Below are 13,701 nucleotides of genomic sequence, written 5' to 3'. Positions count from 1 at the left end.
TGTCCTGATGTCGTACGCTACTAGCGTGTCAGTCGTGTCAAGCGCTGTGGAACTCACGCCACCCGGCCCCCGAGGAATCCCTCCCCTGTTCGCGCGGCTCGTCGACGACTCGGCGTTGTTCCCGCCCGGCGAGGCGTCCATGCCCGAAGCGCTGCGAGCGCACTTCGCGTCGAGGGCCGGTGAGCACTCCGGCGTCCTCGGTGTGTTCCTGTGCCAGGCGTCGCGGCTGCCCGAGCTCATCACGGAACTCATCAAGATCAAACCCAAGGAACCGCTGCCGCTGTCGCTCATCATCGACACCGGCCTCGGCGGCGTCCCGAAGGCGATCTCGATCGTCGAATCGCGCAGCGAGATCCTCAGCCTGCGCATGGTGGAGATGCCGGCGCCGTCGGACGTCGACGAGGTCTGGCTGGAGCGGGTCTCCGAGTTCGTGCCCGAGGACGTCATCCGCGTGGTCGAGCCGCGGCGCGGCGTCGGCTGGCTGGACGGCGTGCGGAAGGTGATCGAGCACGGCAGCTGGCCGAAGATCCGCTGCGGCGGCAAAGCGGGCGAGAACTTCCCCAGCGTCGACGAGGTCGCCGACTTCCTCGCGGTGGTCAGCGGCTCGACCGGGGCGTCGTTCAAGGCGACGAACAGCCTGCACCGCGCCGTCCGGCACACCGAGGAGTCGAGCGGTTTCACCCACCACGGGTTCCTGAACCTGATCGTGGCGTCCGCGCGCTGCCTTTCGGGTGGCGACGTGCGTGCCGCCCTCGAAACGACCGACGGCGCCGCGCTGGCCGCCGAGGCCAAGGGGATGTCGGACGAGGCGGCGAAGGCCGTTCGCGGGCTGTTCGCCTCGTACGCGGCGGCCTCGTTCGACGAGCCGGTCGCCGACCTCGGGGAACTCGGGCTGCTGTGAATATCGCGCTGCCGCTATCGCGCTGCCAGGGCGCTCGTGACCATGGAAGGTCGCGTGTTCTTGGAGGGCGCCCTGTCATCGCGATAGCGGGGCCTTCGGCCGAAAGGCGCGACTTCAAGGGATCAAGGGACCTTTGGTCGCGTGGGGATCGGTCGCGTGGGGTTGGCGGGGTTGGTCTTGACTCGTGAAGGGTCGCTGACTCTCGACCGCGGGCTCGCGCTGCTCCAAGCGGTCGCGGACGCGGGTGGCGAGGCGGCGACGATCTCCGAGCTCGCCGTCGCCATCGGCGCGAGCCGGGCCGCCGTCTACCGGCTGCTCGTCCCGCTGTCCGAACGCGGCCTGGTGTGGCGCGACGGCAACAAGGTGCGGCTGGGTGTCGGCCTGCTCCGGCTCGCCGGGCAGGTCCTCCCGCAGCTGCGCGAGGCCGCGCGGCCGGTCCTGCGTGAGCTGGCGGAGAAGGTCGGCGCGACGGCGCACCTGTCGGTCGCGCAGGGGGACCAGGCGCAGGCCGTCGCGGTCGTCGAACCGTCCTGGACGAGCTTCCACGTCGCCTACCGCGTCGGTACCCGGCATCCGCTGTCCGCCGGCGCCGCGGGCAAGGCGATCACGCTGCGTCCCGGCGGCGGCGAGGGCTGGGTCACCTCGTCCGGTGAACTGGAGGCCGGCGCGTCGGGCGTCGCCGCGCCCGTGCGCGGGGTGCCGGGCTTGAAGGCCAGCGTGGGTGTCGTGTCCCTCGAGCCGCTGGACGCGTCCGTGGTGGGCCCGGCGGTCGTGGCGGCCGCCGTCCGGCTGGCCGAGGTGCTGAAGCAGCCCGAGTAGCGCTCCGTCTGTTGGTGAACCCGCGATCGAGTCGGCAGCGGGTTCACTCGTTCGCTGCTTTTGGCGATACATCTCAGCTCCGCCAACAGGCTCTCAGCGGTGGCTGAGCAGCGGGCGGACCATGGTCGCCAGCAGCGTGAGGTCGACCGCGAACAGCAGCCGCTCGAACAGGCCGAGCGTGACCTCCTGATGCGACGGGCCGGTCAGCATCGTCCAGACGAAGCCGCCGAGCACGATCACCACCGCGGCGAAGCTGGCCACCGACAGCCGCCGGATCGTCGTGCGGCGCGGCTCCCACGGGCAGCGCGCCCGGCCGGGGCGGGTCAGCACCCAGGCGGCGCCGGGAAGCGCGAGGAACGCCGCCAGCGCCGCGTAGTTGTGGATCTGCCCGGCCAGTGAGCGCGCCTGGCCCTCGGGGTCGACGGGGACGAGCGCGAGGACGAACAGCCCGGCACACCACACGCCGAGGAGGACGAGGACGGACTCATAGCCGCGGCGGTGCGCTTTCGCGATCCCGCCCAGCAGCGCGAGCGAGCCGAACCCCAGCGCCAGGCACATCGCGCCGAACAGCGGGGCCGCCGTCGAACCGGGCGAGAGGTAGCCGTAGACGTACTCGGACAGCGTCTGCCAGATCGGGCTGACCTGGCTGGACAGCCGCAGGTGCAGGTCGATCGAGATAGCGACCGCGACGGCCATGCCGAAGACCGCGAGCCTGCCGTGCACGGGGGAGACGGCACGGGCCGCGAGGATCTTGGGCGAGGTCACGAACGGTTTCTCCAGGCACGTCGGGGCGGGTGTTCACCTTTTCGTTCCCGAAAGGTTACCCGGCGAACCTGTGAAAACCCCGTGCGCCTCAGAACGCCAGCTGGGCCAGCGCGAACAGCGAGAACCCGGCGAAGACGAAGCCGGCCACGCGCTGGATGAGCTTGGGCCGAATCCGGCTGCGGACCTTCGCGCCGATGAAGACGGCGAGCCCGGCGACGGCGACAAGTGCGACGAAGGAGCCGAGCGCGACCGCGAACGGGTTGCCGAAACGGGCCGTGAGACTGGCCGTCGCGAGCTGGGAGGCGTCGCCCCATTCGGCGGCGAACAGCACACCGAACGAGGTCAGCGCGGAGCGGAAGAAGGTCGCGGGGCTCGGCCCGGAACGCGACGCGTCCTCGCCACCGTCCTTGCCGGGACTGAACCCTTCACGAAGGAGCATGAACGCGCCGATTCCGAACATCGCGGCGACGATCACGGCCACCAGTGTCTCCGGCAGCAAAGTGAGCACACTGCCGAAGGTGGCGGCGATCGCGGATTGCACGGCGAATGCGGCGGTGACTCCGGCGAATACCGGCCACGCGCGGAAACGGGTGGTGAGAACCAGGGTGGCGACCAGGGTCTTGTCCGGTAGCTCCACGGCCAGTACCAGGCCGAATGCGCTGATCAGCGCCAGCATCGAGCTCGACATGATGGTTCTTCACCCCTTTCACTGCAACGATAAAGGGGTGATTCAGAGAAAGGCAAGCTGATGGCTTTTCCGAATCGGACGGCATGTGCGGGCGAATTGTGATTCGCGCCGGGGCGGAATTGAGTTTTCGGTAAACCGAATTCTTTTTTCCGGCTCCGCTGGTAGCGTCCCGGAGCATGGACGAGAGAGCGCGGATCGAAGAGGTGTGCACGCGGTTGAAGGAGCACTATGTGTTCCCCGACGTCGCCGAGAAGCTGACGGTGTTCCTGCGGGCGAGGCTGAGTGACGGCGCGTACGCGGGGCTCGACGATCAGGCGTTCGCCGTCGCGGTCACCCAGGACCTGCAGTCGGTCAACGGGGACAAGCACCTGCGGCTACGGCATCACGTCGACCCGCTGCCCGACGTGGACGGGGAGTCGTTCGATCCCGAGCAGTTCCGGCGCGAGGCGGAACTGAACTGCCACGGCATCGCGTCGGCGCGGCGGCTGGCCGGGAACGTCGGCTACCTGGAGACGAAGCTCTTCTACGGGCCGGACATCGCCGGCGAGGCGCTGTCCGCGGCGATGACGCTGCTCGCGACCACCGACGCGCTGCTCATCGACGTCCGGGAGAACCGGGGCGGCGACCCGTCCACGGTCGCGCTGCTGATCAGCTACCTGGTCGGCGACGAGCCCGTCCACTTCAACAGCATCTATCTGCGCGACGGCGACGTGACCAACCAGTTCTGGACGTTGCCGTACGTACCGGGCCGCAAGTTCGGCGCGGACAAGCCGGTGTGGGTGCTGACCGGGCCGACGACGTTCTCCGGCGCCGAGGACCTGAGCTACTCGCTGCAGCAACTGGGGCGGGCGAAGACGGTCGGCGCGGTCACCGGCGGCGGGGCGAACCCACGCCGACAGTACAAAGTGGACACCCATTTGGATGTCACCGTCCCGGGTGGGCGGGCCGTGAACCCGGTCACGGGGACCAACTGGGAAGGCATCGGCGTCCAGCCCGACATCGCCGTCGACGTCGAGGCCGCTTTCGACACGGCGTACGCGTTGGCGCTGGCCCACGTGCTGACGCTGGGGGACACGGGCGTGCGGCGGCAGGTCGCCGACGAGGCGCGACTCACACTCGCCGCCCTCGGCTGACCTGGGCGCGGGACCTACGTCCCGGCGAGATCGGGACCACTTGAACTGGCGGGCTCAACGGGCGTTGAGCAGGCTTGAGGCGTGGAAGTTCTCGATCTCGCTCGATGGCAGTTCGGCATCACCACCGTCTATCACTTCCTGATGGTCCCGCTGACCATCGGGCTTTCCGTCCTGGTCGCCGGGATGCAGACGGCCTGGGTCCGCACGGGCGACCAGCGGTATCTGAAGATGACCAAGTTCTGGGGGAAACTCCTGCTGGTCAACTTCGCGATGGGCGTGGTCACCGGCATCGTGCAGGAGTTCCAGTTCGGGATGAACTGGAGCGCGTACTCGCGGTTCGTCGGGGACGTGTTCGGCGCGCCGCTGGCGATGGAGGGGCTCGTCGCGTTCTTCGTCGAGTCGACCTTCCTGGGGCTGTGGATCTTCGGCTGGGACAAACTGCCGAAGAAGGTCCACCTGGCGTGTGCGTGGGCGTACTCGCTGGCGACGGTGGCGTCCGCGTACTTCATCCTCGCGGCGAACTCGTGGATGCAGCATCCGGTCGGGGTCGAGTTCGTCGACGGGAAGCCGACGATGAACTCGATCTGGGCGGTGCTGACGAACAACACCGCGTTGGCCGCGATCCCGCACACGCTCGCGGGCGCCTTCTCGGTGGCGGCGGCGTTCCTGGTCGGTGTCGCCGGCTGGCAGCTGTGGCGCAAGCGTTCGGAGGACGACGAGCACCGCGCGGTGTGGCGTTCGTCGTTGCGTCTCGGCGGCTGGACCGGCGTGGTGGCGTTCGCGGTGCTGGCGATCACCGGCGACTTCCAAGGCAAGCTGATGTTCGAGCAGCAGCCGATGAAGATGGCGTCGGCGGAAGCGTTGTGCCACACGGAGAAACCGGCGAGCTTCTCGATCATCGCGATCGGCGACGTCCGCAACGCGAACTGCGAGGACGTCAAGACGTTCAACGTGCCCGCCCTGCTCTCGTTCTTGGCGCACAACGACTTCTCGACCGAGGTCAAGGGCGTGGAGAACCTGGTCACCGAATACCAGGCGAAGTACGGCACGAACTACCCGGACGACCCGCAGCTCGGTTCGCTCGCGGGCAAGCCGATCGACTACGTGCCCAACCTGCCGGTGACCTACTGGGGCTTCCGCGCGATGATCGGCTTCGGCGCGATCTCGGCCGGGATCGGGCTCCTCGCGCTGTGGCTGACCCGGCGTGGGCGGATCCCCGGGCAGCGGTGGTTCCCGTGGCTCGTGCTCGGTGGGATCGCGACGCCGTTCATCGGCAACAGCGCCGGCTGGATCTTCACCGAGATGGGCCGTCAGCCGTTCGTGGTGGTGCCGAACCCGACCGGTGTCGACGGGGTGTGGATGTTCACCGCGCAGGCGGTCTCGAAGTTGTCCACAGGCGAGGTCTGGACGTCGCTGATCGCCCTGACGACCGTCTACGCGGTGCTCGGCGTGGTCGAAGTCTTCCTGATGCGGAAGTACGTCCGCGGCGGCGTCGACGCCGTCATGCCACCCAAGAAACCGGCCTCGACCAGCGAGAACAGCGATTCGAAAGGCGGTGACGGCGATGACGACGCGCTGGCCTTCGCCTACTGATCGCCTCTTGACGTCACCTACCCAGCCCCCCGCCCTTCCCGGGGGACGGCCCCGCACCCAGCGTATCGGGGGTATCGCTCAGGCGGGTTACCCACAGCCGATCTGTGGACAACTTGAGCGGTTGTGGATAACTCAGGGCGACCGGGGCCGACGGGGTGGCCTCGACGGGTCGGGAAGCGTCGCGAAAGCCACTTTCGCGACGTCTGATGTCCCGAAAGTGGCTTTCGCGACATGCCGCTCGACGTCGGCCGGGGACGCGACCGGGCAAGCGACCGCGCAAGCGACCAGGCAGTGGGCTGAAGGGGCCCTTCGCCGCATCGCACGCACCGAAGGCTCCCTTCACCGCGTCGCATGCGGTGAAAGCGTCCTTCAGCCCAGGAAAGTGAGCACCCGATGACCCTCGAAACGATCTGGTTCTGCGTCATCGCCCTGTTCTGGCTCGGCTACCTCTTCCTCGAAGGCTTCGACTTCGGCGTCGGCATGCTCATGCCGGTCCTCGCGAAGGACAACACCGAGCGCCGCGTCATGGTCAACACGATCGGCCCGGTCTGGGACGGCAACGAGGTCTGGCTGATCGTCGCAGGCGGCGCGATGTTCGCCGCGTTCCCAGGCTGGTACGCGTCACTGTTCTCGGCCGCGTATCTCCCGCTCCTGGTGGTCCTGCTCGCCCTCATCGGCCGCGGCGTCGCGTTCGAATATCGCGGCAAAGTCGACTCCGACCGCTGGCGCCGCAACTGGGACCGGGTCATCGGCATCGGCTCGTGGGTCCCGCCGTTCGGCGTCGGGCTCCTCCTCGCGACCACCGTCCTCGGCCTCCCGCTCGACGCCGACGGCGACCGGGTCGGCGGCCCGTTCGCCGCCCTCAGCGTCGAAACGCTGCTCGGTGCGATCGCGGTCGTCGGGTTCTCGCTGGTCCACGGCGCCGCGTTCCTCGCGCTCAAGACCGAAGGCGACCTCCGCCATCGCGCGCGGAACCTGGCCACCCGCCTGCTCCCGGTCGCGCTGCTGCCGTTGCTCGCGTTCCTCGTCCTCGTGCAGTTGCGCTCGGGCGACCTGTGGACGCTGTTCCTCATCGGCGTCGCCGTCGTCGCGGCCGTCGTCGCGTGGTTCAGGATCCGCGCGGGCCGCGAAGGGCAGGCGTTCGCCGCGCTCGGCGGGGTCATCGCGGCTTCCGCCGTCGCGATCTTCGTCGCCCTGTACCCGAACGTCCTGCCGTCCACTGTGGACCCGGCGAACACGTTGACGATCGCGGGCGAGGCGTCGAGCCCGTACACCTTGACCGTGATGACCTGGGTCGCGCTGTTCGGCGCGCCCGCCGTCCTGATCTACCAGGGATGGACGTACTGGGTGTTCCGCAAGCGCATCGGCACCCGGCACATCCCACCGGTGCACGCACCATGACCGAACTTCCCGGCCGCGACACCCTTTCCGCCACGGAGTCCACAATGGACCCAGCGCGACCGGGGAAGGGTCCGCTCGGCGCGCTGGCTCCACTTTCGAGTGCGGCGCGCCGGGCGTTGATCCTCAGCGGAATCCTGTCCTTCGTCAACGCGGTCTTGCTGGTGGGACAGGCGTTCCTGCTGGCCGACGTCCTCTCCGCGGTCGTCCGCGGAACACCGGGGGACCGCACCGCCCAGCTGGCCGTGCTGCTCGCGCTCGTCGCAGGGCGCGCGTTGACCGGCTGGGCGGTGCGGATCGTCTCCGTTCGCGCCGCCGCCCGCGCGAAGGAGGAACTGCGCGCCAAAGCTCTCGACCACGCCTTGAAACTCGGCCCGGAGTGGATCGCGTGCCGCGGCCACGGTGAGCTGACGTCGTTGACCACCAAGGGACTCGACGCGCTCGACGCCTACTTCACCCAGTACCTCCCGGCGCTGGTGACCGCCGCGATCGTGCCGCTCGCCGCCGGTGCCGCGATCCTGTTCGCCGACTGGCCGTCGGCCTTGCTCGTCGTGATCACGGTGCCGCTGGTCCCGTTGTTCGCGATCCTGATCGGCAAGCACACCGCCGAGCGGGTCGCCGAGGCCGCCGACGCCGAACAACGACTGTCGGGTCACCTGCTGGAACTCGTCCGAGCGCTGCCGATCCTCAGCGCGTTCCGCCGCGCCGAAGCGCAGGCCGAGACGGTGCGGAAGATCTCCGAACGTCATCGCCGCACGACGCTCAAGACGTTGAAGGTCGCGTTCGCGTCGGCGTTCGCGCTGGAACTGATCGCGACGCTTTCGGTCGCGCTGGTCGCGGTCGTCATCGGTGTCCGGCTGGTCTCCGGCGAACTGTCGCTGGCCATCGGGCTCGGCGTCCTGATCCTCGTGCCGGAGTGCTACCAGCCGCTGCGCGCGGTCGGTGCCGCGTTCCACGCCAGCGAGGACGGCGTCGAGGCAGTGCGCCGCGTCGCGGACGTACTCGCGGAACCCTTGCCGCCCAACGGTTCCCAGAACCCTGCGCAGGGCGAGATCGACGTCCGCGAATTGCGCGTCGCCAGGCGGGGAGGATTCGCGCCCGACGGGGAGACGTTCAGCGTCCGGCCCGGGGAGATCACCTGGTTGCGCGCGCCGAGCGGCGGCGGCAAATCGACGACGCTCGCCGCACTGCTCGGCTTCGTGCAGGCCCACGACGGGACGATCACCATCGGCGGTACCGGACTCGCCGACGCCGACCTGGAGCGGTGGCGCGAGAACGTCGCCTGGGTGCCGCAGTCGCCGGTGTTCGGCGGTGGCACCGTCCGCGAGGAGGTCGGCGGCGATGAGGTCCTCGGCGAACTCGGGCTCACCGGACTCGCCGAGCGGCCGGTTTCGAAGCTTTCCCAGGGACAGCGGCAGCGTGTCGCGGTGGCGCGGGCGCTGATGCGCGTCCGGTCGGGCGCGTGGCTGCTCCTGCTCGACGAACCCGCCGCCCACCTCGACGAAGTCAACGCCGCGCTCGTCATGACCGCGGTGCACAAGGCCGTCGACCAGGGGGCCGCCGCGATCATCGCCGCCCACGAGCGCACGTCTGGTGTCGACATGTCGACCAGCTCGACGCTCGAAGCCGGAGTCACGGAAGAACCACGGACGACCAAGCCGCTGCCCTGGCGCCACCTGCTGCACCCCAGGTTCTTCGGTGGCGCGCTGCTCGGTGCCGCCGCCTTGCTCGCAGGCGTCGCGCTGACCGCGCTTTCGGGCTGGCTGATCGCCAAGGCGTCGCACCAGCCGCCGATCCTGACCCTGACGGTGCTGATCGTCGGCGTGCGGACGTTCGGCCTCGGCCGTGCGGGGCTGCGCTACCTCGAACGGCTGGTCACGCACGACGCCGCGTTCCGGATCGCCGGGAGCCTGCGCGTCCGGCTGTGGGAGTCGTTGGTGCGCCTCGGACCGGCACGCGCGCTTCGGGCAGGTGAGGAACAGCGGCGGCTGGTCGGCGACACCGACACCGTGCGCGACCTGCTCCCGCGCGTGATCACGCCGCTGGTCGTGGTCGCGCTGGTGGCCGTCGGCGCCGTCGCGGTCCAGGCGGTCGTACTGCCCGAAGCCGGACTCGCGCTGACCGTGGCCGTGCTGGTCAGCGCGTTCGCGCCGCTGCTCGCGCTCCGGGCGGAACGCCGCGCGACCAGTGCGCTGGCCGCCGGACGGCGTTCGGTGTCGGCGCAGGTGCTGAGCCTGTTCGAAGCCGCCGCCGAGCTGATCGCGTACGGGGTCGACAAAGAGCGACGTCGTCGAATCGCCACCACCGACGCCGCGCTGACCGCCGAAGCCCGGCGACAGGCCTTCGGCGCCGGAGCGGCCGAAGCCCTGATCATCCTGGCGACAGGGGCCGCCACCGTCGTGAGCACCGGGTTCGCCGTGAGCGCCGTCGCCGCCGGCGCGCTGAACCCGGTACTCGCGCCCGTGGTCGCCCTGGTGCCGCTCGCGCTGGCGGAGGTCCTCTCCCTTCTTCCGCCCGCCGCGCAGCACTGGGACACCCTTCGCCAGGCCCGTCTGCGCCTCGCCGCGTGCAATGAAGGAGTCCTTCATAGCAAAATTTGCAATGAAGGGGCCTTTCATAGCACCGGCGGGGTGCGGATCCGGAACGCCGACCTCGGCTGGCCCGGCTCCGAGCGCCCGGTCCTCACCGGGGTCGACCTCGACATCGCGCCCGGGACGCACGTCGCCGTCGTCGGCCCGAGCGGCGCCGGGAAGTCGACGCTCGTCGCGGCCCTGCTCGGCTTCCTCAAGCCGAGCAAGGGCGACGTCGCCGCCCCCGAAAATGTCGCTTGGGCACCGCAGGAACCGATGCTCGTCTCGACCACGGTCGCCGAGAACCTGCGGCTCGCTCAGCCGACGGCGTCCGAAGCAGACCTGCGAAAAGCCTTGTACCAAGCCGTTCTCGAGGACGTCGAGCTCACGACGATGCTCGACAGCGCGGGCGCCGGGCTCTCGGGCGGGCAGGCGCAGCGGGTCGCGCTGGCGCGTGCCGTCCTCGGCGCCGCGCGGGCCGATCTCGTGCTGCTCGACGAGCCCACCGCCCACCTCGACGAACCGACCGCGCGCACCCTCCGCGAGCGGCTCGGCGAGGCGCTCGCCGGGAAGACCGTCGTCCACGTCACGCACAACGCCGCCGAAGCCGACGACGCGGACGTGATCCTGGAGGTGCGGGAGGGCCGGGTCACAGCGCGAACAAGGGCCGGAGCGGTCTAATGTCGATAGCGCTCATGGATCCCACGCTTGCCGCGCGCGCACTGTCCGCCGCCACCGAGATCACCGGCACCGCCCTGTCCGGCGAAGACCCGGGCGACGTGCTGGAGACCGTGGTCGCCCGCGCCGTCGAACTGGCCGAGGCCGACCTCGGTCTCGTCATGGTGCGCGCGGACGACGGCCAGGTGGTCGCCGAGGCCGCGCACGGGGACACCACCCAAGGCCTCCGCGGGCTGGCCTTTTCCGCCGATTCGGCCGCGGGCCAGGTCGCCCGGGGCGGGAAACCGGTGGTCAGCGAGGACTTCACCGTCGATCCCCGCACGGCGCCGTTCGTACCGCCGGAGCTCCAAGGCTTCGGGCCTTTCGCCGCGTCGGCGTTCGGCGCGGGCGGACGCGTCCTCGGCGCGCTCACCGTGTACCGCCGCCACGGCGGGGAACCGTTCTCCGCCAGCACGGTCGAGGTGCTCACCGCGTTCGCCGCGCAGGCGGGCGTGGTGCTGGCGCTGGCGGAAGGCGCCAACGCCCGGCACCGCGTGACCCTCTACCAAGAGCGCGAACGCATCGCGCGCGAACTGCACGACGTCATCGTGCAGCGGCTCTACGGCGCCGGGATGCAACTCGACCGCGTCCGCAAGAACATGCGGAAACGCTTCGCGCAGGCCGACGGCGCGCGGCTGTCCGAGGCGATCGACCAGCTCGACCAGACCATCGAAGAGATCCGCGGCACCGTGCGCGCGCTGCGCAGCCCGGAACCCGCGAACCAGACGGTCACGGCCACCGACCTCGCCGAATCCGCGCGGGGCGAGGTGCGCATCGCGGGCGAGCTGCTCGGCTACCCGCCGACCCTCGAACTTTCGGGGGAACTGGCCGACATCCCCGCCGAACAGGCGGACCACATCCGCGCCGCCCTGCGCGAAGCACTGTCCAATGTGGTCAGGCACTCCGGAGCGAGCGAGACCCGCGTGACGCTCAGCCGCGACGCGGAAGGCGTCAAACTCCGCGTGCGGGACAACGGATCCGGCGTCCCGCAGGGCGTGGCCAAACGCGGCCTCCGTCATCTCGCCGAACGCGCGACGACGTCCGGCGGACGCTTTTCGATCAATTCTTCCCCGAGCCTCGGGACCTTGGTCGCTTTCGACGTGCCACTCGATCAGACCGTGTGAAAATAACGGGTCGAGAATTCCGATTAATCCGTAACAGCTGGGGCCGGTGCGCGACTGTAAGTGCATCGAACGCGCTCGGAGCGCGAATTTCCAGTGAAAGGACTCCTCATGTCCTCGGTTCGTCGCGCCCTCGGCACGGCCGTCATCCTTGCCGGATTCTCCTTGTTCGGCCCCGCTTCCGTGGCGTTCGCGCTGGCGGAAGCGCCCGCGATCGCCGATCTGAACTGTGGTGACTTCAAGTATCAGGAAGACGCTCAGGCCGAACTCGAGAAAGATCGGTCCGATCCGCACAATCTGGACGACGACAACGACGGAATCGCCTGCGAAACGCGGCCCAAACGCGGAACGGCGCCGATCGAGACGACCACGCCCACCGCACCTCCGAGCACCACGAAAACGCGACCCACCGACAAGGATTGCGCCGATTTCCCCTCGCAGGCCGCCGCGCAGGCCGAGCTCAAGAAGAACCCGCGGGACCCGCACAAGCTCGACGGTGACCACGACGGGTACGCCTGCGAATCCCGGTTCGGCGAACCCGCGAAATCGGGACAGGTCAAGGTCAAACCCGTCGGCGGCGTCGCGACCGGCGGCGGCGAAGCCAACGGCGGTCCCCTGGAGGTCGCCGCGGTCGCGCTGACCGGCGCGGCACTGCTGGCCGCGACGGCCGCCGGCGCGTCCCTGGTGCTCCGGCGGCGTGCCGAGCGATGACCGGATCTTCCTGGCGTCGATGGCCGTTTCCGCTGGTCATCGGCGCCCTCGTCGGGGTGGTGTGCGCGGCCCTGCTGACCGCGTGCGCCGTCCCTCCGCCGGGCAAGGTCGCGTCGCCGGCGCCACCCACCACGGTGTCCACGGCGCTTTCACCCAGCACAGCCCCGCCGCTCGCGCCCGCGCGACCAGCGAGGCTCGAGATCCCGGCGATCGGGGTCCGCACCGGCGAGATCGTCGACCTCGGCCTGGCAGGCGACGGCACCCTGGAGGTGCCGCACGACGCGATCACCACCGGCTGGTTCACCGGGGGACCGGCACCCGGCGAGATCGGGCCCGCCGTCCTCGCCGGGCACGTCGACTACAAGAAGGTCCCCGGCGTCTTCGTCCGGCTCAAGGAACTCAAGGTCGGCGACGAAGCCCTCGTCCATCGTGAAGACGGGATCACCGCGGTGTTCACCGTGTACGCCGTCGAGCGGCACTCGAAGGCGTCCTTCCCCACGGAGAAGGTCTACGGCGACACGACCGGGCCGGAACTGCGCCTGATCACCTGCGGCGGGGATTTCGACTCCTCCACCGGCAACTACCTCGACAACGTCGTCGCCTTCGCGAAACTGACCCGCGTTTAGATTCGGGGGATGCGCACCGTCTACGTCGTCACGCATCCTGAGGCCACCCATCACGTCGATCGTCTGGTGGGCGGGTGGTTCGACTCCGAACTCACGGCCGACGGAGAACGCGCGGCCGCCGCCGTCGCCGAGTCGCTGCGGGCGAAGGTGCCGGGCGAGGTGGAGCTCTACTCCTCGGATCTGCGCCGCACCGCGCGGACGGCCGAGTTGATCGGTGAACGGCTCGGTGTCACCCCGATCCTGGACCCGCGGCTGCGCGAGAAGTCGTACGGGGAAGCCGGTGGCCGTCCGCAGGCATGGCTGGACGGCCGGTTCGTCCCGCCTCCCGCCGTCGGCGACCGGCTGGGCCACGACGAAGGAATCCCCGGCGCCGAAACCAAAGGGGCGATGGCCGCGAGGGTGTACGCGGCGATGGAGTCGATCCTGGAAAGCCGCTGCGAGCACCAAGTCGTCGTCACGCACGGTGGCGCGCTCACGTTCGTGATCGCCGCGTGGATCCGGATGCCGCTCGAATCGGCCGGGTACGTCGACTTCCGCGGTTCACCCGGGAGCGTCACGGTGCTGCGTGAGGACGACTACTTCCACAACCGGCAGGTCGTGACGCTCGCCGGGATCGGCCATCTCCCGACCGGGGAGACCGATCGTTGATAGCCTCGGTA

General features: G+C 69.7%; 12 protein-coding genes. 10 read left to right on the top strand and 2 right to left on the bottom strand.

Annotated features, from left to right (window positions below; translation table 11 throughout):
- Nucleotides 1–46 precede the first annotated feature (46 nt).
- Together DMH01_RS22190 and DMH01_RS22185 are read left to right on the top strand one after the other, a co-directional pair.
- Nucleotides 47–901, top strand: coding sequence for a hypothetical protein (locus DMH01_RS22190; protein ID WP_305016648.1), 855 nt, complete (start codon nt 47–49; stop codon nt 899–901).
- Nucleotides 902–1,078: 177 nt separating this feature from the next.
- Entirely contained in the window at nt 1,079–1,720 is a 642-nt protein-coding gene (locus DMH01_RS22185; RefSeq protein ID WP_034309631.1) for an IclR family transcriptional regulator, read from the top strand.
- A gap of 93 nt (nt 1,721–1,813) precedes the next feature.
- Here DMH01_RS22185 and DMH01_RS22180 read toward each other — a convergent pair whose 3' ends face one another.
- Together DMH01_RS22180 and DMH01_RS22175 are read right to left on the bottom strand one after the other, a co-directional pair.
- On the bottom strand, nt 1,814–2,485 hold the full coding sequence (locus tag DMH01_RS22180; protein ID WP_125679176.1) for a DUF998 domain-containing protein: 672 nt from the start codon (nt 2,483–2,485) through the stop codon (nt 1,814–1,816).
- An 88-nt stretch (nt 2,486–2,573) separates the two neighbouring features.
- The gene (locus DMH01_RS22175; RefSeq protein ID WP_125679818.1) at nt 2,574–3,161 is read right to left on the bottom strand and encodes a TMEM165/GDT1 family protein; all 588 of its coding nucleotides are present in this window, start codon (nt 3,159–3,161) and stop codon (nt 2,574–2,576) included.
- A gap of 188 nt (nt 3,162–3,349) precedes the next feature.
- Between DMH01_RS22175 and DMH01_RS22170 the strand changes: the two genes are divergently transcribed.
- The 8 genes from DMH01_RS22170 to DMH01_RS22135 all read left to right on the top strand — a co-directional run bounded on the left by DMH01_RS22170 (nt 3,350) and on the right by DMH01_RS22135 (nt 13,690).
- Nucleotides 3,350–4,306, top strand: coding sequence for a S41 family peptidase (locus DMH01_RS22170; RefSeq protein WP_125679175.1), 957 nt, complete (start codon nt 3,350–3,352; stop codon nt 4,304–4,306).
- Nucleotides 4,307–4,387: 81 nt separating this feature from the next.
- On the top strand, nt 4,388–5,899 hold the full coding sequence (locus DMH01_RS22165) for a cytochrome ubiquinol oxidase subunit I (RefSeq protein WP_125679174.1): 1,512 nt from the start codon (nt 4,388–4,390) through the stop codon (nt 5,897–5,899).
- Between the two features lie 393 nt (nt 5,900–6,292).
- On the top strand, nt 6,293–7,300 hold the full coding sequence (gene cydB / locus DMH01_RS22160) for a cytochrome d ubiquinol oxidase subunit II (protein ID WP_125679173.1): 1,008 nt from the start codon (nt 6,293–6,295) through the stop codon (nt 7,298–7,300).
- Nucleotides 7,297–10,548 (top strand): thiol reductant ABC exporter subunit CydD, encoded by a 3,252-nt coding sequence (cydD, locus tag DMH01_RS22155; protein WP_125679172.1) that lies wholly within the window; start codon nt 7,297–7,299, stop codon nt 10,546–10,548. Before cydB ends, cydD begins: the two co-directional genes overlap by 4 nt.
- A gap of 14 nt (nt 10,549–10,562) precedes the next feature.
- Nucleotides 10,563–11,708, top strand: a complete 1,146-nt coding sequence (locus tag DMH01_RS22150) for a GAF domain-containing sensor histidine kinase (RefSeq protein WP_125679171.1) — start codon at nt 10,563–10,565, stop codon at nt 11,706–11,708.
- A 108-nt stretch (nt 11,709–11,816) separates the two neighbouring features.
- A complete protein-coding gene (locus tag DMH01_RS22145) occupies nt 11,817–12,416 on the top strand; it encodes an excalibur calcium-binding domain-containing protein (RefSeq protein ID WP_125679170.1) in 600 nt (199 codons plus the stop codon).
- Nucleotides 12,413–13,042 (top strand): class F sortase, encoded by a 630-nt coding sequence (locus DMH01_RS22140; RefSeq protein ID WP_125679169.1) that lies wholly within the window; start codon nt 12,413–12,415, stop codon nt 13,040–13,042. Before DMH01_RS22145 ends, DMH01_RS22140 begins: the two co-directional genes overlap by 4 nt.
- Nucleotides 13,043–13,051: 9 nt before the next feature.
- Entirely contained in the window at nt 13,052–13,690 is a 639-nt protein-coding gene (locus tag DMH01_RS22135; protein WP_125679168.1) for a histidine phosphatase family protein, read from the top strand.
- Nucleotides 13,691–13,701: the final 11 nt, after the last annotated feature.

The organism is Amycolatopsis sp. WAC 04182 (assembly GCF_003947465.1).
In the GTDB taxonomy this organism is placed as follows: Bacteria; Actinomycetota; Actinomycetes; order Mycobacteriales; family Pseudonocardiaceae; genus Amycolatopsis.
This window is presented reverse-complemented; position numbering and strand designations above follow the sequence as displayed.

Bases quoted from the DNA above. Each gene is read 5' to 3' on its own strand.
- DMH01_RS22175 (WP_125679818.1), bottom strand. From the start codon at position 3,161: ATGCTGGCGCTGATCAGCGCATTCGGCCTGGTACTGGCCGTGGAGCTA.
- cydB (WP_125679173.1), top strand. From the start codon at position 6,293: ATGACCCTCGAAACGATCTGGTTCTGCGTCATCGCCCTGTTCTGGCTC.
- DMH01_RS22135 (WP_125679168.1), top strand. From the start codon at position 13,052: ATGCGCACCGTCTACGTCGTCACGCATCCTGAGGCCACCCATCACGTC.
- cydD (WP_125679172.1), top strand. From the start codon at position 7,297: ATGACCGAACTTCCCGGCCGCGACACCCTTTCCGCCACGGAGTCCACA.
- DMH01_RS22150 (WP_125679171.1), top strand. From the start codon at position 10,563: ATGGATCCCACGCTTGCCGCGCGCGCACTGTCCGCCGCCACCGAGATC.
- DMH01_RS22170 (WP_125679175.1), top strand. From the start codon at position 3,350: ATGGACGAGAGAGCGCGGATCGAAGAGGTGTGCACGCGGTTGAAGGAG.
- DMH01_RS22145 (WP_125679170.1), top strand. From the start codon at position 11,817: ATGTCCTCGGTTCGTCGCGCCCTCGGCACGGCCGTCATCCTTGCCGGA.
- DMH01_RS22140 (WP_125679169.1), top strand. From the start codon at position 12,413: ATGACCGGATCTTCCTGGCGTCGATGGCCGTTTCCGCTGGTCATCGGC.